We start from the raw sequence: 21369 nt of genomic DNA on the forward strand, positions 1-21369 counted from the left end.
GCCGTGACCAGACAGCGTCTGCTCCTGATTGGCGGCGGCCATGCCCACCTGTTCGTGCTGGAAGCGCTGCGCAAGCGCCTGCCCGAATGGCGCGACCGGCTGCAGGTTGCCATGGTCAGCCGCGACCTGCAGACGCCCTATTCCGGCATGCTGCCGGGCCTGATCGCCGGCCATTACCGGCACAATGAAGCGCATGTGCACCTGGCGCCGCTGGCCGCGGCGGCGCAGGTGGAACTGGCGCAGGCCCGCATCGTCTCCTTCGACCCGACGGCGCGCGTGGCGCTGGACGACCAGGGCCGGCAATGGGATTTTGACCTTGCTTCCCTCGACATCGGCTCGACGCCGCCGCTGGACCAGGTGCCCGGCGCGCAGGACCATGCGCTGCCGGTCAAGCCGGTCGACGTCTTCCTGCAGCAATGGCGCGCCTTCCAGGCCCAGGCTGACGGCCTGGCGCGGCCGGTCCACATGGTGGTGGTGGGCGGCGGCGCCGGCGGCGTCGAACTGGTGCTGGCGATGGCGCACCGGATGGCGGCCCGGCGCGACCGCGTGAAATGGTCGCTGGTCACGCGCGGCGAACTGCTCGCCGGCTATCCGCGCGGCGCGGCACGGCGCATGGCGCGGCACCTGGCGCGGCAAGGCATTGCGGTGCTTACCCATACCGACGTCTTGCAGGTGGAACCGGACATGCTGCACTTTGCCGATGGCAGCACGGCAGCGTACGATGCGCTGCTGTGGGCCACAGGCGCCGGCCCGCAGCCCTGGGTGGCGCAATCCGGCCTGGCCTGCCTGGATGGCTTCGTCCATATCGACAGCCATCTGCGCTCGGTCAGCCATGACCATGTATTTGCCGCCGGCGACATCGCCAGCGATCCGCTGCAACCACGCGCCAAGGCTGGCGTCTATGCAGTGCGGCAAGGGCCGGTGCTGGCCGACAACCTGCTGCGCACCGTTGCCGGCGAGCCGCTGGCGGCCTACCTGGCGCAGCGCGGCCACCTGTCCCTGCTCGGCACTGGTCCGCGCCACGCGGTGGGGGTGTGGCAGGGCCTGAGCTGGGAAGGCGATTGGGTATGGCGCTGGAAAGATGCGATCGACCGCAAATTCATGCACCGTTTTTCGGATTGGGATGCACCTAATCAGATCAATAGTTAACAGGAACAGACAACATGCAACGCAAGCAGGCACGCGATATCACTTATCAGCAACTCTTTGAAAACAACCGCCAGTGGGCGGCGGCCATTTCCGCCGAGGACGCGGATTTCTTCAAGAAGCTGGCGGCCCAGCAGTCGCCCGAATACCTGTGGATAGGCTGCTCCGACAGCCGGGTGCCGGCCAACGAACTTCTGGGCCTGTTGCCGGGCGAGCTGTTCGTCCACAGGAATATTGCCAACGTGGTCGTGCATACCGACCTGAACTGCCTGTCGGTATTGCAGTTCGCCGTCGACGTGCTGAAGGTCAAGCATGTGATCGTCTGCGGCCACTACGGCTGTTCCGGCGTGCATGCGGCGCTGGTGGGGCGGCGGGTCGGGCTGGCGGACAACTGGCTGCGCCACGTGCAGGACGTGCACATGAAGCATGAGCGCTACCTGGGCGAGGTGCTGCCCGACAAGCAGCGGCTGGACCGCCTGTGCGAGCTCAACGTGATGGAACAGGTGACCAATCTGTGCCAGACCACCATCGTGCAGGATGCCTGGGAGCGCGGCCAGGAACTGACCGTACACAGCCTGATCTATGGCATCCAGGACGGCCTGCTGCGCGACCTGGGCGTTTCCATCAGCGCGCCGGAGGAAATGGCTGGAATCCTCGCAGAGGCGTTCCAGGCCTACGAATAGGCGTTAACCGTCCGGGAAAGCGGCCTAGCGGCCGCGATGCGGGCAGTCCTGCTTGGTGCAATGGGCATACAGCGCCAGCGCATGCTCGGCGATGGCAAAGCCGCGCTGCTGCGCAATGACCTGCTGGCGGCGCTCGATTTCCTCATCGAAAAACTCTTCCACCCGGCTGCAGTCCAGGCACACCAGATGGTCGTGATGCGAGCCTTCGTTCAGCTCGAACACGGCCTTGCCCGACTCGAAGTGATTCCGGCTCAGCAGGCCGGCCTGTTCGAACTGGGTCAGCACGCGATAGACGGTGGCGAGGCCAACATCCATGTTATCGGCCAGCAGTATCTTGTAGACATCTTCGGCGCTCAGGTGGCGCACGGTGCTGCCCTGAAAGATTTCGAGGATCTTGAGCCGCGGCAGCGTGGCCTTGAGGCCGCTGGCCTTCAGATCGGTGGGGTTGTTAGGCATGGATTTCGTCGGATGGAGATGATCTGCTTTATCATATAGCGTTTGACCACCTAGCTCAATCGACTGAGATCTCCCCTTATGCGTATGCTGTTTTCCCATTCCGGTGCGCTGTGCGTGCTGTTTGCCGCCGCCATAGCCGGTTGCGCGTCGAAGAATCCGCTGATTGACGAGCCTGCGAGCGGGCGCGGCAGCGAGCCGGCAGCGCAGGCGCAGCAGGCCAGCGAGCAGAACGGCAGCGACGTCCAGGTCACGCGCGAAAAGCCGTTTCTCGGCTTCCTGCGTCCGTACCGGGCCGACATTCAGCAGGGTAACTTCGTTTCCCGCGAAATGGTCGCGCAACTGAAGGAAGGCATGACGCAGGACCAGGTGCGCTTCGTGCTCGGCACGCCGCTCCTGACTGATGTATTCCACAACAACCGCTGGGACTATCCATTCCGCATGAAGAAGGGCAACGGCGAAGTCACCACCAGCCGCGTGACCCTGACCTTCGTCGACAACCGCCTGGCGCGCATCGAAGGCGGCGACCTGCCGACCGAGGCTGACTACCTGTCGCGCATCGCCGGCGAAAAGCAGCGCAAGGCCAACACCATGACCCCGGGCCCGCAGCCGGTGCCCTCTTCCGCCGCCGACCCGCAAACTCCGTCCACCAAACCATGACTCAAATGAAAATCGCCGTTGCCGGCGCCTCCGGCCGCATGGGCCGCATGCTGATCGAAGCCATTCGCAATGCATCTGACGCGGCACTCGCCGGCGCGCTCGACGTTGCCGGCGCCCCTGGCCTGGGCGCCGATGCATCGGGCTTTCTCGGCCAGGATTCCGGCGTCCTGATCACCGACAAGCTGGAGCAGGGGCTGGCCGATGCCGACTACCTGATCGACTTCACCCGGCCGGAAGGCACGCTGAAGCACCTGGAATACTGCGCCGCGCATGGCATCAGGATGATCATCGGCACCACCGGCTTCGATGACGCCGGCAAGGCCGCGATCGCCGCCGCCGCCGAAAGGACCGCCGTCGTGTTCGCACCCAACATGAGCGTGGGCGTGAACGTGACGATGAAGCTGCTGGAGCTTGCGGCAAAGAGTTTCGCCGAAGGCTACGACATCGAGATCATCGAGGCGCATCACCGCCACAAGGTCGACGCGCCGTCCGGCACCGCGCTGCAGATGGGCGAAGTGGTGGCGCGCGCGCTGGGCCGCGACCTGAAGGAAGTCGGCGTCTTCGCGCGCGAAGGCGTGACCGGCGAGCGCGACCCGTCCTCGATCGGCTTTGCCACGATACGCGGCGGCGACATCGTCGGCGACCATACCGTGCTGTTCGCCGGCATCGGCGAGCGCATCGAGATCAGCCACAAGTCGTCGAGCCGGGTCACCTATGCCCACGGCAGCCTGCGCGCCGCGCGCTTCCTGGCCGGCCGCGACAGCGGACTGTACGACATGCAGAACGTGCTTGGCCTGCGCTGACACCCAGCCCGCCGTGTGAGGACGCAGTGAGCGCGCCGGCCCGCCGTTCGCTGGCAGCGATTGCCATTTCGGTGGCGATGCATGCCGGCGCGCTTCTTGCCGCACTCTCGGGCGTGACAACCCACATGCATCCATCGCCGGAACCCAAGCCGATCACGGTGGCGCTGTTGCCGACGCCGCCGGTGCCAGCGCCCGTTGCCATGCCGGCGCCGCAACCCCAGCCCGAGCCGCCACCGCCACCGCCACCGCCGCCGCCTGCCCAGCCGTCTGCGCCGCCGAAACCGGCTTCGCCCCGGCCTCTGCCGGCGGCCAGGCCTGCGCCGCGTCCCGTGCCGGCGCCGCGTCGTGCAGCGCCAGCCAGGCCTGAACCCGCGCCGGCAGCGCCGCCCGTCGCGGAAGCGGCAGCCCCGGCGCTGGCGCCGACTGCCCCACCGGCGCCTCCCGCTCCCCCTGCCCCGCCACCCGAGCCCGCGCGCACCGGCGTCTCCATCCCCGCCAGCTACGCCGCCACCAACCGGCCGCCGGTGCAGCCGGCGCGCTCGCTGCGCAATGGCGAGGAGGGACGGGTGATGCTGAGGGTGCTGGTGCAGGCCGATGGCACCGCCGGCGAGGTACAGGTACGCACTTCCAGCGGTTTTCCGATGCTGGACGAGGCGGCGCGCAGCGCGGTCCAGACCTGGCGCTTCAATCCCGCCACCAGCAACGGCAAGCCGGTGGCCGAGTGGTACCTGGTGCCCATCGTTTTTAAACTTTCCAACTAGAACAAGCGCAGATGAACCCGACAATCGCAAATCAAAGCATGGGACTGGCCCACTACTGGGCGCAAGGCGACGCGGTATCGCACGCGGTCGCCTATGTGCTGCTGGCCATGTCCGTCGTCAGCTGGTACTACATCCTGGCCAAGGCCTGGAGTTCATGGCGCATACGGCGCAGCGCCGGCGCGCTGGAAGGCTTCTGGAAGGCGCCGACGCTGGCCGACGCCATCGCCGTGATGAAAACCGCCGACAGCGAGCGGGTCTATACGCCGCTGGCAGCGCAGAGCATGGAAGCGGCCAATCTGCGCGCCCAGGACAACTCGCTGAACGCAGCGGTAGATCCGGGCGAGCTGATCACCCGCACGCTGCGCCAGGAAATCAACCGGGTTTCCTCCCGGCTGGAAAACGGCCTGACCCTCCTGGCATCGGTTGGATCAACCGCGCCCTTCGTCGGCCTGTTCGGCACGGTATGGGGCATCTATCATGCGCTGATCGCGGTCTCGGCCTCGGGCACGGTGCAGATCGACAAGGTGGCCGGGCCGGTCGGCGAGGCGCTGATCATGACCGCGCTGGGCCTGGTAGTGGCCATTCCCGCGGTGCTGGCCTACAACGCCTTCACCCGCGTCAACCGGGTCACGCTGGCGGAACTCGATGCCTTCGCGCACGATCTGCATGCCTACCTGACCACCGGCAGCCGCGTCGGCAAATAAACGGGAGCAAGCATCATGGCATTTGGCGGATTCGACAATAACCGGCAGGGCGCGCCGATGGCGGACATCAACGTCACACCGATGGTGGACGTGATGCTGGTGCTGCTGGTGATCTTCATCATCACCGCGCCGCTCTTCACCCACGCGGTCAAGCTCGACCTGCCAAGCGCGCAGTCGGCGCCGGCGCCGGAAAAACCGGAAACCGTGACGCTGTCGATCAATGCGGCCGGCGAGGTGTTCTGGAACGATGGGCCGGTCGCCCAGGCCGACCTGCCGGCGCGCATGGCGCAAGCGGCGAAGAAGCAGCCGCAGCCGGAGCTGCAGCTGCGCGCCGACAAGTCGACCCGCTATGAAGTGATTGCCCAGGTAATGGCGGCGGCGCAGAACAATGGCCTGAGCAAGCTGGGCTTCGTCACCGCGCCCACGGCCGCTGCCGCTGCTGCGCCGGCGGCGAAATAGCATGACGGCCAGCGCCTGCCTGGACGGCCGCAAGCTGACCGGCATGCCGGCGCTGCACCGCGAATGCCGGCGCGAATTCGGCCTGCCCTACTTCTACGGCAACAACATCAGCGCCCTGATCGACTGCCTTTCCGGCGTGCGCGATCACGACGGCATGAGCCGCTTCGTGCTGGCAGCGAACGAGCTGCTGGACATCACCGTCACCGATGCCGAACTCGTCAGGCAACAGGCGCCCGAAGTGCTGGCGGCGCTGGAGGACGTGGTGGAGGAAGTCAACCTGCGCCATGCCGAGACCGGCGCCCCGCCGGCACTGCGGCTGCTGCTGCGCTGAATCCACCCTGGGTGCAACCGGCGCCGCCGCCACTTGCGGTGGGCAGCCAGTATAATGCTCGGTTCAATTCAACCAGTCCCACCACCGAATCGCCGCCGCCATGCAAGAAAAATACAGTCACGCCGAGGTCGAACAGTCCGCACGCGACCACTGGCAAGCCATCGATGCCTACCGCGCCGTTGAAAACGCGACCGACCGCAACGGCCAGGAAAAGAAGAAGTTCTACGCCTGCTCGATGCTGCCCTACCCGTCCGGCAAGCTGCACATGGGCCATGTGCGCAACTACACCATCAATGACGTGATGTACCGCTATCTGCGCATGAACGGCTACAACGTCCTGATGCCCATGGGCTGGGACGCATTCGGCATGCCGGCGGAAAACGCGGCAATGGCCAACAAGGTGCCGCCTGCGCAATGGACCTATTCCAACATCGCCCACATGAAGCAGCAGATGGAAGCGATGGGCCTGGCGATCGACTGGTCGCGCGAGATGACGGCCTGCAAGCCCGACTATTACAAGTGGAACCAGTGGATGTTCCTGAAGATGCTGGAGAAAGGCATCATCTACAAGAAGACCGGCACCGTGAACTGGGACCCGGTCGACCAGACCGTGCTGGCCAACGAGCAGGTGATCGACGGCCGCGGCTGGCGTTCGGGCGCGCTGATCGAGAAGCGCGAAATCCCGATGTACTACGCCCGCATTACCGACTATGCCGAGGAACTGCTGGAGCAGGTCGAGACCGGCCTGCCGGGCTGGCCGGAGCGGGTGCGCATCATGCAGTCGAACTGGATCGGCAAGTCCACCGGCGTGCGCTTCGCCTTCCCCTATGACCTGACCGAACCCGGCAGCAGCACCCATCCCCTGCCGCAGGACAGCGGCGGCTTCCCGCTGCAGGGCAAGCTGTGGGTATTCACCACCCGCGCCGACACCATCAAGGGCGTGACCTTCTGCGCGATCGCGCCCGAGCATCCGATGGCCACCTTCGCCGCCCGCGGGAACCGCGAACTGGCCGATTTCATCGCCGAGTGCAAGCAGGGCAGCGTGATCGAAGCCGACATGGCGACGATGGAAAAGAAAGGCATGCCGACCGGCCTGTACGTCACCCATCCCCTGACCGGCAAGCTGGTCGAGGTCTGGGTCGGCAACTACGTGCTCGTCACCTATGGCGACGGCGCCGTGATGGGCGTGCCTGCGCATGACGAGCGCGATTTCGCCTTCGCCAAGAAATACGTGCTGCCGATCGAGCAGGTGATCGGCATTGAAGGCAAGACCTTCTCGACCGAGACCTGGCATGACTGGTATGCCGACAAGGAAAACGGCCGCTGCATCCATTCCGGCAAATATGACGGCATGGCCTACCAGGAAGCGGTCGACGCGATCGCCGCCGACCTGGCCGAACGCGGCCTGGGCGAGAAGAAGGTGACCTACCGCCTGCGCGACTGGGGCATCTCCCGCCAGCGCTACTGGGGCACGCCGATTCCCATTATCCACTGCGAAAGCTGCGGCGATGTGCCGGTGCCCGAAAAGGACCTGCCTGTCGTGCTGCCCGAAGACTGCGTGCCGGACGGCAGCGGCAATCCGCTCAACAAGCATGAAGCCTTCCTGCATGTGGACTGCCCGCAGTGCGGCAAGCCGGCGCGGCGCGAGACCGACACCATGGATACCTTCGTCGACTCCTCCTGGTACTACATGCGCTATTGCTCGCCGGGCAGCGACAACGCGATGGTGGATGCGCGCAACGACTACTGGATGCCGATGGACCAGTACATCGGCGGCATCGAGCATGCGGTGCTGCACCTGCTGTATGCCCGCTTCTGGACCAAGGTAATGCGCGACTTCGGCCTGGTGAAGTTCGACGAGCCCTTCACCAAGCTGCTCACGCAGGGCATGGTGCTGAACGAAACCTATTACCGCGAGGACGCGTCCGGCAAGAAGGTCTGGTTCAACCCGGCGGATGTGGCGCTGACGACCGACGACCGCGGCCGGCCGGTATCGGCCGCGCTGAAGTCCGACGGCCAGCCGGTGCAGATCGGCGGCATCGAGAAGATGTCCAAGTCCAAGAACAACGGCATCGATCCGCAGGCCCAGATCGACCAGTATGGCGCCGACACCGCGCGCCTGTTCACCATGTTCGCCTCGCCGCCGGAGCAGACGCTGGAGTGGTCGGGCGCCGGCGTGGAAGGCGCGAACCGCTTCCTGAAGCGGGTCTGGGCCTTTGCCCATGCGCAGGCGCCGCGCCTGTCGGCCACCGCCGCAATCGAGCCGGCCGCGCTGCCGGAAAGCCACAAGTCGCTGCGCCGCGAAGTCCACAAGATCCTGCAGCAGGCCGACCACGACTACCGTCGCACCCAGTACAACACCGTGGTGTCGGCGGCGATGAAGCTGCTCAATACGCTGGAAGGCGCGCGCCTCGACGACTCCGGCGCCAGCAACGCCGTGATGTTCGAATGCCTGTCCATCTTCCTGCGCGTGCTCTACCCGGTTGCGCCGCATATCACCCATGTGCTGTGGCAGGAACTGGGCTATGCGGCCGGCTTCGGCGACATCCTCGATGCGCCCTGGCCACAGGTCGACCCGGCTGCGCTGGAGCAGGCCGACATCGAGCTGATGATCCAGGTCAACGGCAAGCTGCGCGGCAGCGTGCGGGTGCCCAAGGAGGCCGACAAGGCCAGCATCGAGGCGGCCGCGCTGGCCACCGAGAGCGTGCAGAAATTTCTGACCGGCGCGCCGAAGAAGGTGATCGTGGTGCCGGGCAAGCTGGTCAACATCGTCGCCTGAACACGAGAGTGCTTTTCATCCATGCGTAAATTCTCAGGCACTCTCGTCATTGCACTGCTGGCAAGCCTGCTGCTGGCGGCCTGCGGCTTCAAGCTGCGCGGTACCGGGCCGCAGGATCCGCTGCCCTTTTCCACGATTTTCCTGGGCTTTGCCGAGACTTCGCCGGTGGGCGTGCAGTTGCGCCGCTATCTCAATGCAACGGGCAATGTGAGGGTAGCAAAAACGCGCGAGGAAGCCGACGCGATACTGGAAGTGATCCGCGAAGGCCGGGAGAAGCAGATCCTGTCCCTGAACAGCCAGGGCCGGGTGCGGGAATACAACCTGTTCTACCGGCTCAACTTCCGCGTGGTCGACAGGCAGGGCCGGCAGCTGCTGGCGCCAAACGAAGTGCTGATCCGGCGCGTGCAGAGCTATAACGAAGCCCAGGCGCTGGCCAAGGAAGTCGAGGAAGCTCAGATGTACCAGGAAATGCAGGCCGACTTGGTACAGCAGGTGCTGCGCCGCATTTCCGCCATCAAGCCGCCGGAGCCGACGCCGGAAGCTGCGCCGACGCCGGCGCCGGCATCACGATAGGCCAACACCATGCAATTGCGCATCGACGCGCTGGACGCGCATCTGGCCAAGAGCCTGGCGCCGCTGTACGTGATCGCCAGCGACGAGCATCTGCTGGCGCTGGAGGCGGCGGACAAGATACGCAAGTGCGCCCGCGTCCAGGGCTATGCCGAGCGCGAGGTGCTGAGCGTGGAGCGCAGCTTCAAATGGGGCGAGCTGCTGGCAGCCAGCCAGTCCCAGTCCCTGTTCGGCGAACGCAAGCTGATCGAGCTGCGCATACCCACCGGCAAGCCGGGCAAGGACGGCGGCCAGGCGCTGCAGGCCTATGCGGCTGCGCTCAACCCGGACAATGTGACGTTGATCACCCTGCCCAAGCTGGACTGGGCCAGCCAGAAGGCGGCGTGGGTGACCACACTCCAGCAGGCCGGCGTCTTCATCGACATTCCGCTGGTGGACCGGGCACAGTTGCCCAACTGGATTAGCCAGCGCCTGGCGGCGCAGCAGCAGAGCGCCGACCGCGACGGCATTGCCTTCATCGTCGAGCGGGTCGAAGGCAATCTGCTGGCGGCCCACCAGGAACTGCAGAAGCTGGCGCTGCTGCACCCGCCCGGCAAGCTCAGCTTCGAGGCCATCCATGACGCGGTGCTGAATGTGGCGCGCTATGATGTGTTCAAGCTGAGCGAGGCAATGCTGGCCGGCGACGCGGCGCGCCTGGTGCGCATGCTGGAAGGACTGAAGGGCGAAGGCGAGGCGCTGCCGTTGGTGCTGTGGGCGGTGGCCGAGGAAATCCGCACCCTGCTCAAGCTGCAGACCGGGCTGTCGCAGGGCAGGCCGCTGCCGGCGTTGCTCAAGGAATACCGGATCTGGGGTCCGCGCGAACGGCTGGCCGAAGGCGCCCTGCGCCGCCTGCCACTGTCGCTCCTGCGGGAAGCGCTGCAGGACGCGGCGCAGATCGACCGCATGGTGAAGGGCCTGCGCGTCAAGGCGTTTTCCGGCGACCCCTGGGACGCGCTGCTGCAACTGGCGCTGAAACTGGCCCGCGGACGCGCCCACTGAAGCGGCCGCACCGCATTTGAAGAGGAAAGAAATGGACATCCAACAGTACATGAGTGAAGTCGGCCAGCGCGCCCGCGCCGCATCGCGCGCCATGGCGCGCGCCGACACCGCCACCAAGAACCAGGCGCTGTCGCTGATCGCGGCCGCGATCCGGCGCGACGCCGAACAACTGAAGGCAGCCAACCAGCGCGACCTGGAAGCCGCCCGGGCCGCCGGCCTGGCGCCGGCCATGCTGGACCGCCTGACGCTGTCGGACCAGGCGATCGCCACCATGGCCGAGGGCCTGGAGCAGATCGTTGCCCTGCCCGACCCGATCGGCGAGATCTCCAACATGAAATTCCGCCCGACCGGCATCCAGGTCGGCCAGATGCGGGTGCCGCTGGGCGTGATCGGCATCATCTATGAAGCCCGTCCCAACGTGACGGTGGACGCGGCCGGCCTGTGCATCAAGAGCGGCAACGCGACCATCCTGCGCGGCGGCTCGGAAGCCATCCATTGCAACCAGGCGCTGGCCAGGCTGGTGAAGGAAGGCATGGCCGGCGCCGGCCTGCCGGCCGATGGCGTGCAGATCGTCGAGACCACCGACCGTGCCGCGGTCGGCGCGCTGATCACCATGCCGCAGTATGTGGATGTGATCGTGCCGCGCGGCGGCAAGGGCCTGATCGAACGGCTGATGCAGGAATCCACGGTGCCGATGATCAAGCATCTGGACGGAATCTGCCATGTCTATATCGACGACCAGGCCGACATCGAAAAGGCGCTGGCGATTGCCTTCAACGCCAAGTGCCATCGCTACGGCACCTGCAACACCATGGAAACCCTGCTGGTGGCGCGTGAAATCGCGCCCGAGGCCCTGCTGCGCCTGGCCGCGCTGTACCGCACCCGGGAGGTGGAACTGCGCGCCGATGAAACCGCGCATGCGCTGCTGGCCGGCTATCCGCACCTGGCCCATGCCAGCGAGGCCGACTGGCAGACCGAGTACCTGGCGCCCATTCTGGCAGTCAAGGTGGTCGACGACATGGACGAGGCAATCGACCACATCAACACCCATTCCTCAAAGCATACCGACGCCATCGTCACCGAGAACTACAGCCGGGCGATGCGCTTCTTGCGCGAGGTCGATTCCGCCTCGGTGATGGTGAACGCCTCGACCCGCTTCGCCGACGGCTTCGAATATGGCCTGGGCGCGGAAATCGGCATTTCCAACGACAAGCTGCATGCCCGCGGCCCGGTGGGCCTGGAAGGCCTGACCTCGCTGAAGTACGTCGTGTTCGGCCACGGCGAAGTGCGCAAGTAAGCACCCGGATCAACGAAAGGAACACCTACCGCATGCTCTGGGTCAAATCGCTGCACATCGTCTTCGTCGCCTCCTGGTTCGCCGGCCTGTTCTACCTGCCGCGAATTTTCGTCAACCTGGCCATGGTGGCGCCGGAAGACAAGGTCACTACCGATCGCCTGCTGCTGATGGCAAGAAAGCTCTACCGTTTCTCCGGCATCCTGATGGTGGTGGCGCTGGTATTTGGCCTCTGGCTATGGCTGGGCTACGGCATCGGCCGCGGGCCGGGCAATGGCTGGCTGCATGCCAAGCTGGCGCTGGTGGTGCTGCTGATTGGCTACCACCATGCCTGCGGTTCGCTGCTGCGCAAGTTCGAAGGCGGCCGCAATGCGCGCAGCCATACCTGGTACCGCTGGTTCAATGAAGTCCCTGTCATTGGCCTGCTTGCCGTGACCATCCTGGTCGTGGTCAAACCTTTTTGAGAAACCGAGCCTTTCATGACGCAAACCTGCACCTACTATCTCGCTCCGCCCTCGCCTTACGTCTATCTGGGCCACCAGCGCTTTGCCGATCTGGTGCGGCAATACCAGGTGCAGGTGGACGTGCGGCCATTCGACCTGGGACGGGTGTTCGGCCTCTCGGGCGGCCTGCCGCTGGCGAAGCGGGCGCCGCAGCGCCAGGCCTACCGGCTGGTGGAACTGGAACGCTGGAGCCGTTATCTGGGCAAGCCGCTGCATCTGCAACCGCAGTTCTTCCCGGTCGCCGGCGACCCGGCGGCTTTCCTGATCATCGCCGCCAAGCTGGCGCACGGCAATGACGCGGCAATGGACCTGACCGGCCGCATCGGCAGCGCGGTCTGGGCCGAGCAGCGCAACATCGCCGACGACGCCACGCTGGCCGCGATTGCCGGCGAGGCCGGGTTCGACGGCGCGGCCCTGATGAAAGCAGCCGCCACGGCCGCAGTGCAGGCCGAGTACCAGCGCTACACCGATGACGCGATCGCCGCCAATGTATTCGGCGCGCCATGGTATGTCGTCGACGGCGAGCCGTACTGGGGCCAGGACCGTCTCGACTTCGTCGAACGCGCCTTCCGCAGGGACTGACTTCATTTCACTGGGCTGTGAAAGCCGCAACGGCCATCACAGTCATCACAGCAACACCACGGATAAAGGGTACCCCATGAACCATTCCTATTTTTGCCCCTGCCCGCGCGGCATGGAAGCCGCGCTGGCGGAAGAACTCAACGAGATCGCGCAAGGCTATTCGCCCACGCTCAAGGTCCACACGCAAGTGCCGGGCGGCGTGCATTGCTCGGGCACGATGGCTGACGCCATGCGGGTCAACCTGCATTCGCGCATCGCGTCCCGGGTATTGATGCGGGTGGCGCATGCCAGCTATCTCAATGAAAACGATGTCTACGACCTGGCGCTGGCCCAGCCCTGGGAAGACTGGTTCGAGGTGCATCACACGATCCGTATCGACGTCACCGCCATCAAGTCGCCGTTGAAGAGCCTGGAATTCACCACGCTGAAGATCAAGGACGCCGTCTGCGACCGCTTCCGCGACCTCTGCGGCAAGCGGCCTTCGGTCAACACCCGCATGCCCGACATGCGGGTATTTGCCTTCATCGACGCGCGCACCGTGACGCTCTATCTCGACACCTCGGGCGAGGCACTGTTCAAGCGCGGCTGGCGTCTCGACACCGGCGACGCGCCGCTGCGCGAAAACCTGGCCGCCGGCCTGCTGCGGGTATCGGGATGGAAGCCCGGCGAAGTGCTGTTCGATCCGATGTGCGGCTCGGGCACCATCCTCGCCGAAGCTGCGCAAATGCTGGCCGGCATTCCCCCCGGCGCCCGCCGCTCCTTTGCATTCGAGAAGTTCACGCCCTTCAACGCCGATGAATGGCGGCAGGTGAAAGGCAGCGTCAAGCCGCGTCCGCTACCGGCTGTGCCCACGATTTTCGGCAGCGACATTTCGGGCGACATGGTGGCCATGACCCGCGCCAACCTGCAGCGCGCCGGCATTCCGTTCGAGGTGCCGTTGAAGCAGATCGAAGCGCAGGAAGTAAAGCCGCCCAGCGATGCGCCGGGCTATATGGTCACCAACCCGCCCTATGGCGAGCGGATCGGCGTGCGCGGCGACAGCACCATGCCGGAAGACGACATGGCGATTGCCTTCTTCAGCGCCTTCGGCACCACGCTCAAGCAGCGCTTCGCCGGCTGGAAAGTATTCCTGTTCACCGCCGACCTCGGCCTGCCCAAGCTGCTGCGTCTGAAGGAAGCGCGCAAGACGCCGTTCTTCAACGGCGCGATCGAATGCAGGCTGTTCCGTTTCGACATGGTCGCCGGCTTCAACCGGCGCGAGGAAGCCAAGCCCAAGCCCTGACGCCTGTTTGCCTGCCTGCCTGCCTGCCGCCAGACTGCATCGTGGCGGCAGGCAAGCCTGGCATCAGCTCGAGGCAATCCCTACAGCGCCCTCATCCGGCGTCCCCGCCACGCTGTCGCGCATGCGTTGTCCGAAGACGTCGATCATGCGCGCATTGAATGCCGGTATGTCATCCGGCTTGCGGCTGCTGACCCAGCTGCCATCCACCACCACTTCCTGGTCCACCCAGTTGACGCCGGCCTTTTTGAGATCCTGCTCCAGGTCCTGATGGCTGGTCATGGTCTTTCCCTGCACCAGCCCGGCCGACGCCAGCAGCCATGCGCCATGGCAGATCACCGCGATCGGCTTGCCCTGCGCGTTGATGCCTTTGACGATCTTCTGCGCCAGTTCGTTGCTGCGTATCCGTGCCGAATTGACTTCGCCACCAGGCAGCAGCACCGCATCGAAGTCTTGCGAATAGGCTTCGTCGAAGGTCAGGTCCACCGGAAACTGGTCAGCCGGCTTGTCATGGTTCATGCCCTGCACCATGCCGCGCTTGTCGGAAATAATCTTGGTAATCGCCCCCTCGCCTTCCAGCGCGTCCTTGGGTTGCGTCAGTTCAACCTGCTCGAAGCCATCGGTAACGAGGATGGCGATGTGCAGTCCGTTGAGTGCCGGATCCATGTGCTTCTCCTTCTGCTGAAATAGGTGACTACTCCGAGGGAGTCGGCGGGCAAGAAAAAGTTCGGGAGATGGGTGGCGGGCTTGCGCAGACCGCTAAGGAATAGGGGTTTGATTAGGCGCAACAGAGTTGTTGTTGCCGTTGCAGTTGTTGTTGCCGTTGCAGTTGTTGTTGCCGTTGCCGTTGCAGTTGTTGTTGCCGTTGCAGTTGTTGTTGTTGTTGCCGTTGCAGTTGTTGTTGCCGTTGTTGTTGCCGTTGTTGTTGCCGTTGTTGTTGCCGTTGCCGTTGCCGTTGCCGTTGCCGTTGCCGTTGCCGTTGCCGTTGCCGTTGCCGTTGCCGTTGCCGTTGCCGTTGCCGTTGCCGTTGCCGTTGCCGTTGCCGTTGCCGTTGCCGTTGCCGTTGCCGTTGCCGTTGCCGTTGCCGTTGCCGTTGCTTTTGACGTTGCCGTTGCCGTTGCCTTTGACGTGGCCGTGAAGTCCCGTTGAGCGCGCCGTGACGGCGATGCCTGAAGCGGATAAGGTGCGGCGTCTGTCTGAGCGAAACGAAGTGTAGCGAGTTCAGCCGCGCCCCGCTTCAGGCGTCGACGGCACGGGGACCCCGCGGTAGCGGGGCGCGATCATCGGGTCGCCTTTTTTGCCCCTCTTTTTTGGCGAAGCAAAAAAGAGGGTCGCCTGCCGGGGCGAACTCCCGGCCTGGTCATGATGCAAGGACATGCGTATTGGGTCATCAGGCGTAAAGACGTCACTGCGAAGCAGCAGTTGCCTTTGACTTTGCAGTTCGCAGTTCGCAGTTCGCAGTTCGCAGTTCGCAGTTCGCAGTTCGCAGTTCGCAGTTCGCAGCGTAACGACGAACGTCAAAGGCAACGACGACAGTGCTGCCCGTGCCTCGCCGGGTGACGCAACGCCGCTGCACTGCCGTGGAGACAAGCCGGGAGTCCGTCCCGGCGGCCGGATCACTTTTTTGCTCCGCCAAGAAAGTAATCAAAAAAGGCGGCCCCGATGATCGCGCCCTGCTGACGCAGGGTGCCCGTGTCGGCGATGCCCCGAGCGGGGCGCGGCTAAACTCGCTCCGCTGCGCTCCACTCAAACAGACGCCGCACCTTTTCCCGCTCGGGGCACCGCCGCCACGGCGCGCTCAACGGGGACTTGAACGGCCACGTCAAAACCAACTGCAACTGCAACTGCAACTGCTTCCGTCGCCTCATGCAATGCCCACGCAACCCCTTCCCGGTAAATCTTTCAACCAATCTCGACACGGTACCCTGACATCGTCAGCGCCCAACTGCGCACCAAGGCACAAAAAGAAACGCCCCGCATTTCATCAGGCCTGAACCTGAATGAAATACGGGGCATGGCAGAAAAACCGAAGGCCGGTTTCAGGCCTTCACTGCCTGTCTTACTGGCAAGCTTCGCATTCCTCGAAACCATCATCACCAGGACGCAGCATGCAGGCCGGGCCTTCCGGTTCCTGCGCTGCCATCGCCGCCGCTGCTGCCGCATGCGACATCAGGCCGCCGCTCGCGCCGCCGTCGCTGTTGACCGCATTCAGCGCGCCGGTGCGGGTGGTGGACTTCTCGGTATGCGTGGCGCCTATGGTGCGCAGGTAGTAAGTGGTCTTCAGGCCACGCAGCCATGCCAGCTTGTAGGTTTCATCGAGCTTCTTGCCCGAGGCGCCCGCCATGTAGATGTTGAGCGATTGCGCCTGGTCGATCCACTTCTGGCGACGCGACGCCGCTTCCACCAGCCACTTCGGCTCGACTTCGAACGCGGTGGCATACAGCTCGCGCAGGTCCTGCGGGATGCGGTCGATGCGGGCCAGGCTGCCGTCGAAGTATTTCAGGTCGGAGACCATCACTTCATCCCACAGGCCACGCGCCTTCAGGTCGCGCACCAGGTGCTCGTTGATCTCGGTGAACTCGCCGGACAGGTTGGATTTCACATACAGGTTCTGGTAGGTCGGCTCGATGCATGCCGACACGCCGATGATGTTGGAAATCGTCGCCGTCGGCGCGATCGCCACGCAGTTGGAGTTGCGCATGCCGTGCTGGGCGATGCGGCCGCGCAGCGCGCTCCAGTCCATGGTGGAGCTGCCGTCGACTTCCAGGTAGCCGCCGCGCTCTTCGGCCAGCAGCTTCAGCGAGTCCTGCGGCAGGATGCCGCGGTCCCACAGCGAGCCCTGGTAGGTGCTGTAGCGGCCGCGCTCTTCCGCCAGTTCGGTCGATGCATAGTAGGCGTAGTAGCAGACTGCTTCCATCGAACGGTCGGCAAATTCCACTGCCGCGTTGGAGGCATACGGCACCCGCATCATGTGCAGGCAGTCCTGGAAGCCCATGATGCCCAGGCCCACCGGGCGATGGCGCATGTTGGAGTCGCGCGCCTTCTTCACCGCGTAGTAGTTGATGTCGATCACGTTGTCGAGCATGCGCATTGCGGTGCGGACGGTCTGCTGCAGCTTGGCATGGTCGAGCTGGCCATTCTTCATATGCGCCGGCAGGTTGACCGAACCCAGGTTGCAGACTGCGATCTCGGCATCGTTGGTATTAAGGGTAATCTCGGTGCAGAGATTGGAGCTGTGCACCACGCCCACGTGCTGCTGTGGCGAGCGGATGTTGCACGGATCCTTGAAGGTAATCCAGGGATGGCCGGTTTCAAACAGCATCGACAGCATCTTGCGCCACAGGTCCAGCGCCTGGACCTTCCTGAACAGGCGCAGTTCGCCGCTAGCAGCACGGGCTTCATAGCCGAGGTAGGCCTGCTCGAAGGCGCGGCCAACCTTGTCGTGCAGGTCCGGCACGTCGCTCGGCGAGAACAGGGTCCACTCGCCCTTTTCCATCACGCGCTTCATGAACAGGTCGGGAATCCAGTTCGCGGTGTTCATGTCGTGGGTGCGGCGGCGGTCGTCGCCGGTGTTCTTGCGCAGGTCGAGGAATTCCTCGATGTCCATGTGCCAGGTTTCCAGGTAGGCGCAGACTGCGCCCTTGCGCTTGCCGCCCTGATTCACTGCCACGGCGGTGTCGTTGACCACCTTCAGGAACGGCACCACGCCCTGGCTCTTGCCATTGGTGCCCTTGATGTGGGCACCCAGCGCGCGCACCGGGGTCCAGTCATTGCCCAGGCCGCCGGCGAACTTGGCCAGCAGCGCATTGTCCTTGATCGATTCGTAAATGCCTTCTAGATCGTCCGACACCGTGGTCAGGTAGCAGGAAGACAGCTGCGAGCGCAGCGTCCCAGAGTTGAACAGGGTCGGGGTCGAGCTCATGAAGTCGAACGACGACAGCAGGTTGTAGAACTCGATGGCGCGCTCTTCACGCTTGGCTTCGTTCAGCGACAGGCCCATCGCCACGCGCATGTAGAAAGCCTGCGGCATTTCGATGCGGATGTCGCGGATGTGCAGGAAGTAGCGGTCATACAGGGTCTGCAGGCCGATATAGCCGAATTGCAGGTCACGCTCGGGCTTGATGGCCTTGGCCAGGCGGTCGAGGTCGAACTCGGCCAGTTTGGTGTCGAGCAGTTCGGCTTCGATACCCTTCTGGATGAAGCGCGGGAAGTATTGCAGGTAGTGGGCGGCAGCGTCGGCCTGGGCAACTTCCTGGCCAAACACTTCCTTGCGGATGGTGTGCATCAACAGGCGTGCGGTAACCAGGCTGTAGGCCGGGTCCGTTTCCATCAGCGCGCGGGCAGCCAAAATGGCTGACTTGTGCAGTTCTTCCACCGGCACGCCGTCGTACAGGTTCTTTACCGTTTCAGCCAGGATGGCTTCGGCGTCGACATGCTTTTCCAGGCCGATGCAGGCGGCGGTGATCAGGGTGCGGACCTGTTCCATGTCCAGCAGGCGGCGCTGGCCGCTTTCGATCACATGCAGTTGCGGCGCGCCAGGCACGGCGGCACGGGCGGCCTGCTGCTGCGCGCGCTCTTCCATGCGCTTGGCACGGTACAGCACGTAGGCGCGGGCGACGTCATGCTCGCCGGAACGCATCAGCGCCAGTTCCACCTGGTCCTGCACGTCTTCGATATGGAAGGTGCCGCCGGCCGGCTGGCGGCGCATCAGGGCAGCCACCACGCTGTCGGTCAGTTGCTCGACCAGTTCACGCACACGGGCGGAAGCGGCGCCATGGCCGCCATTGACCGCCAGAAACGCCTTGGTCATGGCGATGGAGATCTTGGAGGGCTCGAAACCGACGACCGCACCATTTCGGCGCAGGATACGGTAATCCGCTGAATTATTGCTGGCGGGCATCACGCCGGCAACGGCGGACAGGGACGAATTGACGGCCGGTTCTGCGCCTGTCTTGCTGGAAATTTCCTGGGATGAGTACACGAGGCCTCCTGAATCGATATTGTTGACTGGGCGTTTTGGTGGTCTGTCTGTCGTGCGCGGCATACCTCTGTCGCACGTGTTCCGGAAGATGACGTCGCTGCCGGAAGGGCCGCCGCCGGCTTCGAATGCACGATCTCGCATCGGAATCGGCACCATGGCGGCGCACCATCTGCACCAAAGATGAAACACTATATATAGTGATGGTTGACGCAGTAGGCACTAATTCTAGTGCGTTGGGCGGACACATGCAATAGCGTTTTCCCAACGTTACAGCGCAAAAAAATTTGACTTTCAGGCCAGCATGGCAAATCGCAGCGGCGGCAGGTACGTTGCCGCAGAGCATGACTGCCTGTAGCGCAGCCAATCGAAAAACGGCCCCGGATCGGTCTTGCGACCCGGCGCGATATGCTCATGCCCCGCCACCGCCCGCAGGCTGTAACGACGCCGCAGCGCAAGTGTCAGTGCCGCCAGGCTGTCGTATTGCGCGGCTTCGAACGGCACGAAGTCGCTGCCTTCGAGTTCGATGCCGATCGAAAAATCATTACACTTATCCCGACCCTCGAAGCTGGACAGGCCGGCATGCCAGGCGCGTGCATGTGCCGCGACGAATTGTGTCACCAGCCCGTTTCGATCAATCAGAAAATGAGCGGAGACCCGCAGGGGACGCAGCTGATCGAAATACGGATGGACCGCATGGTCCAGGGTGTTGGTAAACAGGCCATCGATATACGGGCCGCCAAACTGGTCAGGCGGCAAGCTGATGTTATGGATTACCAGCAATTGAGGCACTACGCCCGCCGGCCGGGCGTCGAAGTTCGGCGATGGCAGGCGCCTCGCCTGCGGGCACCAGCCGTCCGGATCAATGGACAGCTGCACCATGCCCCTGGATGACGCGGACTCATTCATCGTCGCCCATCTCCAGTCGTTGCATGCGATACCGCAGCTGGCGCAGCGTCAGCCCGAGCAGGCTGGCGGCCTGTGCCGGATTATTCGCCGTTCGCATCAGCGTTTCCCGGATCAGCGCGCGCTCCACCTTGTCCAGATGATCCGGCAGCGAGCCGGGCAGCGGGGCAGGCGCAGCCGGCGGCCAGGTTTCAGCAGGCGCTGGCTGCGTCGGCGCAGTCGCTTCCTCAGGCACGGGCTCGATTCTCGGCGCAGTGGCAGCGCCGGCAGCCGCAGGCGTCGCCGGCTTCAGCGCCAGGTCCTGCGGCTCTATCGTGTCTCCACTGGCAAAGGCCAGCGCCCGTTCCAGCACATTTTCCAGCTCACGCACATTCCCGGGAAAGCTGTGCGCCAGCAGTGCATCCAGCGCGGCTGGGGACAATCGGGTCTGCGTCGAACCGGTCAGCCGCTGCAGCACAGCCTGTGCCAGCAGGCCGATATCATCCTTGCGCTCGCGCAGCGGCGGCAGGCCGAGTTCAATCACATTGAGCCGGTAGTACAGGTCCTGTCGGAACTTGCCGGCCTCGACGCAGGCAGCCAGGTTCTGATGGGTTGCGCTGATCAATCGCACATCCACCGGCTCCTCCACCGTCGAGCCGACCTTGCGCACCCGGCGTTCCTGGATGGCGCGCAGCAGCTTGACCTGCATCGGCAGCGGCAGATCAGCCACCTCGTCGAGCATCAACGTGCCGCCATTGGCTGCCTGGAAGAAGCCGTCGCGATCCTCGGCGGCGCCGGTGAAGGCGCCCTTGCGGTAGCCAAAGAACTCGGCTTCCATCAGCGCTTCCGGAATGGCGCCGCAATTGACCGCAACAAACGGCTTGTCGGCCCGCGCGCTTTGCGCATGGATATCGCGGGCCGCCAGTTCCTTGCCCGAGCCCGATTCGCCGGTAATGGCCACCGGCGCCATGCTGCGCGCCAGCCGTACGATCTGGGTGCGCACATTGCGCAGCGCCTCCGATTCGCCCAGCAGCCGCAATGCCGGCCCTGCCGCCCCGGAGGGCGCGGCAGCCGGGGTGGCCGCCGCCGGCGCCAGTTTCAGGGCTGACTGCACCATGACGCGCAACTGGTCCAGCGCAACCGGCTTGGACAGGTAATCAAAAGCGCCCGCCTTCAGCGCCGCCACCGCATTGTCGGCGCTGCCAAAGGCGGTGATTACGGCAATCGGCGTGTTGCGGTAGCCGGCTGCGACTTCGCGCACCAGCTCGATGCCCAGGCCGTCGGGCAGGCGCATGTCTGTCAATACCATCGCATAGGCATTGCGCGCCAGGTAATTCCTGGCCTCTGCCAAGGTGGCGGCGCAGTCGCTGTCCAGCCCCATTTTCAGAAAGGTGATGTCGAGCAGTTCGCGCAGGTCTGCTTCATCGTCGACGATTAATATGCGGGGTGGTGGCATGGCGT

Annotated in this window: 21 protein-coding genes; 16 read left to right on the plus strand and 5 right to left on the minus strand. The window is 64.5% G+C overall.

The genetic code is table 11. The features are described from left to right. Window positions 1-3 precede the first annotated feature (3 nt). Window positions 4-1149: an FAD-dependent oxidoreductase gene (locus tag KTQ42_RS11455; RefSeq protein WP_217345616.1), complete on the plus strand. Its 1146-nt coding sequence runs from the start codon at window positions 4-6 to the stop codon at window positions 1147-1149. Window positions 1150-1163: 14 nt separating this feature from the next. Further along, complete coding sequence (can, locus tag KTQ42_RS11460) at window positions 1164-1829, plus strand: carbonate dehydratase (protein ID WP_217345617.1); 666 nt, start codon at window positions 1164-1166, stop codon at window positions 1827-1829. Between the two features lie 24 nt (window positions 1830-1853). On the opposite strand, the gene fur is transcribed toward can, so the two are convergent. Continuing rightward, on the minus strand, window positions 1854-2285 hold the full coding sequence (gene fur / locus KTQ42_RS11465; protein ID WP_194713818.1) for a ferric iron uptake transcriptional regulator: 432 nt from the start codon (window positions 2283-2285) through the stop codon (window positions 1854-1856). Between the two features lie 78 nt (window positions 2286-2363). Here fur and KTQ42_RS11470 point away from each other — a divergent pair, with 78 nt between their 5' ends. From KTQ42_RS11470 to KTQ42_RS11530, 13 genes are all read left to right on the plus strand, one after another. Then, the gene (locus KTQ42_RS11470; RefSeq protein ID WP_249222729.1) at window positions 2364-2942 is read left to right on the plus strand and encodes an outer membrane protein assembly factor BamE; all 579 of its coding nucleotides are present in this window, start codon (window positions 2364-2366) and stop codon (window positions 2940-2942) included. Next, window positions 2939-3745 (plus strand): 4-hydroxy-tetrahydrodipicolinate reductase, encoded by an 807-nt coding sequence (gene dapB, locus KTQ42_RS11475; RefSeq protein ID WP_217345618.1) that lies wholly within the window; start codon window positions 2939-2941, stop codon window positions 3743-3745. Before KTQ42_RS11470 ends, dapB begins: the two co-directional genes overlap by 4 nt. A gap of 26 nt (window positions 3746-3771) precedes the next feature. Continuing rightward, a complete protein-coding gene (locus tag KTQ42_RS24250) occupies window positions 3772-4506 on the plus strand; it encodes an energy transducer TonB (RefSeq protein WP_217345619.1) in 735 nt (244 codons plus the stop codon). A gap of 11 nt (window positions 4507-4517) precedes the next feature. After that, window positions 4518-5210 (plus strand): MotA/TolQ/ExbB proton channel family protein, encoded by a 693-nt coding sequence (locus KTQ42_RS11485; protein ID WP_217345620.1) that lies wholly within the window; start codon window positions 4518-4520, stop codon window positions 5208-5210. A 15-nt stretch (window positions 5211-5225) separates the two neighbouring features. Beyond that, window positions 5226-5669, plus strand: a complete 444-nt coding sequence (locus KTQ42_RS11490; protein WP_217345621.1) for a biopolymer transporter ExbD — start codon at window positions 5226-5228, stop codon at window positions 5667-5669. 1 nt (window position 5670) lies between these two features. Then, on the plus strand, window positions 5671-6000 hold the full coding sequence (locus tag KTQ42_RS11495) for a barstar family protein (RefSeq protein WP_217345622.1): 330 nt from the start codon (window positions 5671-5673) through the stop codon (window positions 5998-6000). 100 nt (window positions 6001-6100) lie between these two features. Beyond that, window positions 6101-8779: a leucine--tRNA ligase gene (leuS, locus tag KTQ42_RS11500; protein WP_217345623.1), complete on the plus strand. Its 2679-nt coding sequence runs from the start codon at window positions 6101-6103 to the stop codon at window positions 8777-8779. 21 nt (window positions 8780-8800) lie between these two features. Beyond that, a complete protein-coding gene (gene lptE / locus KTQ42_RS11505) occupies window positions 8801-9352 on the plus strand; it encodes an LPS assembly lipoprotein LptE (RefSeq protein ID WP_217345624.1) in 552 nt (183 codons plus the stop codon). A gap of 9 nt (window positions 9353-9361) precedes the next feature. Further along, on the plus strand, window positions 9362-10387 hold the full coding sequence (gene holA, locus KTQ42_RS11510) for a DNA polymerase III subunit delta (RefSeq protein WP_217345625.1): 1026 nt from the start codon (window positions 9362-9364) through the stop codon (window positions 10385-10387). A 31-nt stretch (window positions 10388-10418) separates the two neighbouring features. Continuing rightward, complete coding sequence (locus KTQ42_RS11515) at window positions 10419-11684, plus strand: glutamate-5-semialdehyde dehydrogenase (RefSeq protein WP_217345626.1); 1266 nt, start codon at window positions 10419-10421, stop codon at window positions 11682-11684. Window positions 11685-11716: 32 nt separating this feature from the next. Further along, the gene (locus tag KTQ42_RS11520) at window positions 11717-12145 is read left to right on the plus strand and encodes a CopD family protein (protein WP_217345627.1); all 429 of its coding nucleotides are present in this window, start codon (window positions 11717-11719) and stop codon (window positions 12143-12145) included. A 15-nt stretch (window positions 12146-12160) separates the two neighbouring features. Beyond that, window positions 12161-12766, plus strand: coding sequence for a 2-hydroxychromene-2-carboxylate isomerase (locus KTQ42_RS11525; RefSeq protein WP_217345628.1), 606 nt, complete (start codon window positions 12161-12163; stop codon window positions 12764-12766). Window positions 12767-12842: 76 nt separating this feature from the next. Continuing rightward, entirely contained in the window at window positions 12843-14048 is a 1206-nt protein-coding gene (locus KTQ42_RS11530) for a class I SAM-dependent RNA methyltransferase (RefSeq protein WP_249222730.1), read from the plus strand. A gap of 63 nt (window positions 14049-14111) precedes the next feature. Here KTQ42_RS11530 and KTQ42_RS11535 read toward each other — a convergent pair whose 3' ends face one another. Further along, window positions 14112-14711, minus strand: coding sequence for a type 1 glutamine amidotransferase domain-containing protein (locus KTQ42_RS11535; protein ID WP_217345629.1), 600 nt, complete (start codon window positions 14709-14711; stop codon window positions 14112-14114). A 108-nt stretch (window positions 14712-14819) separates the two neighbouring features. On the opposite strand from KTQ42_RS11535, the gene KTQ42_RS11540 reads away from it, so the two are divergent. Next, a complete protein-coding gene (locus KTQ42_RS11540; RefSeq protein WP_217345630.1) occupies window positions 14820-15194 on the plus strand; it encodes a hypothetical protein in 375 nt (124 codons plus the stop codon). Between the two features lie 910 nt (window positions 15195-16104). On the opposite strand, the gene KTQ42_RS11545 is transcribed toward KTQ42_RS11540, so the two are convergent. The 3 genes from KTQ42_RS11545 to KTQ42_RS11555 form a co-directional block, all read right to left on the minus strand. Then, a complete protein-coding gene (locus KTQ42_RS11545) occupies window positions 16105-19026 on the minus strand; it encodes a ribonucleoside-diphosphate reductase subunit alpha (RefSeq protein ID WP_217345631.1) in 2922 nt (973 codons plus the stop codon). A gap of 291 nt (window positions 19027-19317) precedes the next feature. Continuing rightward, window positions 19318-19932 carry a 1,6-anhydro-N-acetylmuramyl-L-alanine amidase AmpD gene (gene ampD, locus KTQ42_RS11550; RefSeq protein WP_249222731.1) on the minus strand — a complete coding sequence of 205 codons (615 nt, stop codon included), beginning with the start codon at window positions 19930-19932 and terminating at the stop codon, window positions 19318-19320. After that, window positions 19925-21364 (minus strand): sigma-54 dependent transcriptional regulator, encoded by a 1440-nt coding sequence (locus tag KTQ42_RS11555; RefSeq protein ID WP_217345632.1) that lies wholly within the window; start codon window positions 21362-21364, stop codon window positions 19925-19927. Before KTQ42_RS11555 ends, ampD begins: the two co-directional genes overlap by 8 nt. Window positions 21365-21369: the final 5 nt, after the last annotated feature.

This window comes from Noviherbaspirillum sp. L7-7A (assembly GCF_019052805.1).
In the GTDB taxonomy this organism is placed as follows: Bacteria; Pseudomonadota; Gammaproteobacteria; order Burkholderiales; family Burkholderiaceae_D; genus Noviherbaspirillum_A.

What these genes read in the sequence shown, in the direction of transcription:
- can (WP_217345617.1), top strand. Translation starts at nt 1,164, where the DNA reads ATGCAACGCAAGCAGGCACGCGATATCACTTATCAGCAACTCTTTGAA.
- fur (WP_194713818.1), bottom strand. Translation starts at nt 2,285, where the DNA reads ATGCCTAACAACCCCACCGATCTGAAGGCCAGCGGCCTCAAGGCCACG.
- KTQ42_RS11470 (WP_249222729.1), top strand. Translation starts at nt 2,364, where the DNA reads ATGCGTATGCTGTTTTCCCATTCCGGTGCGCTGTGCGTGCTGTTTGCC.
- dapB (WP_217345618.1), top strand. Translation starts at nt 2,939, where the DNA reads ATGACTCAAATGAAAATCGCCGTTGCCGGCGCCTCCGGCCGCATGGGC.
- KTQ42_RS11485 (WP_217345620.1), top strand. Translation starts at nt 4,518, where the DNA reads ATGAACCCGACAATCGCAAATCAAAGCATGGGACTGGCCCACTACTGG.
- KTQ42_RS11490 (WP_217345621.1), top strand. Translation starts at nt 5,226, where the DNA reads ATGGCATTTGGCGGATTCGACAATAACCGGCAGGGCGCGCCGATGGCG.
- KTQ42_RS11495 (WP_217345622.1), top strand. Translation starts at nt 5,671, where the DNA reads ATGACGGCCAGCGCCTGCCTGGACGGCCGCAAGCTGACCGGCATGCCG.
- leuS (WP_217345623.1), top strand. Translation starts at nt 6,101, where the DNA reads ATGCAAGAAAAATACAGTCACGCCGAGGTCGAACAGTCCGCACGCGAC.
- lptE (WP_217345624.1), top strand. Translation starts at nt 8,801, where the DNA reads ATGCGTAAATTCTCAGGCACTCTCGTCATTGCACTGCTGGCAAGCCTG.
- holA (WP_217345625.1), top strand. Translation starts at nt 9,362, where the DNA reads ATGCAATTGCGCATCGACGCGCTGGACGCGCATCTGGCCAAGAGCCTG.
- KTQ42_RS11515 (WP_217345626.1), top strand. Translation starts at nt 10,419, where the DNA reads ATGGACATCCAACAGTACATGAGTGAAGTCGGCCAGCGCGCCCGCGCC.
- KTQ42_RS11520 (WP_217345627.1), top strand. Translation starts at nt 11,717, where the DNA reads ATGCTCTGGGTCAAATCGCTGCACATCGTCTTCGTCGCCTCCTGGTTC.
- KTQ42_RS11525 (WP_217345628.1), top strand. Translation starts at nt 12,161, where the DNA reads ATGACGCAAACCTGCACCTACTATCTCGCTCCGCCCTCGCCTTACGTC.
- KTQ42_RS11530 (WP_249222730.1), top strand. Translation starts at nt 12,843, where the DNA reads ATGAACCATTCCTATTTTTGCCCCTGCCCGCGCGGCATGGAAGCCGCG.
- KTQ42_RS11535 (WP_217345629.1), bottom strand. Translation starts at nt 14,711, where the DNA reads ATGGATCCGGCACTCAACGGACTGCACATCGCCATCCTCGTTACCGAT.
- ampD (WP_249222731.1), bottom strand. Translation starts at nt 19,932, where the DNA reads ATGAATGAGTCCGCGTCATCCAGGGGCATGGTGCAGCTGTCCATTGAT.
- KTQ42_RS11555 (WP_217345632.1), bottom strand. Translation starts at nt 21,364, where the DNA reads ATGCCACCACCCCGCATATTAATCGTCGACGATGAAGCAGACCTGCGC.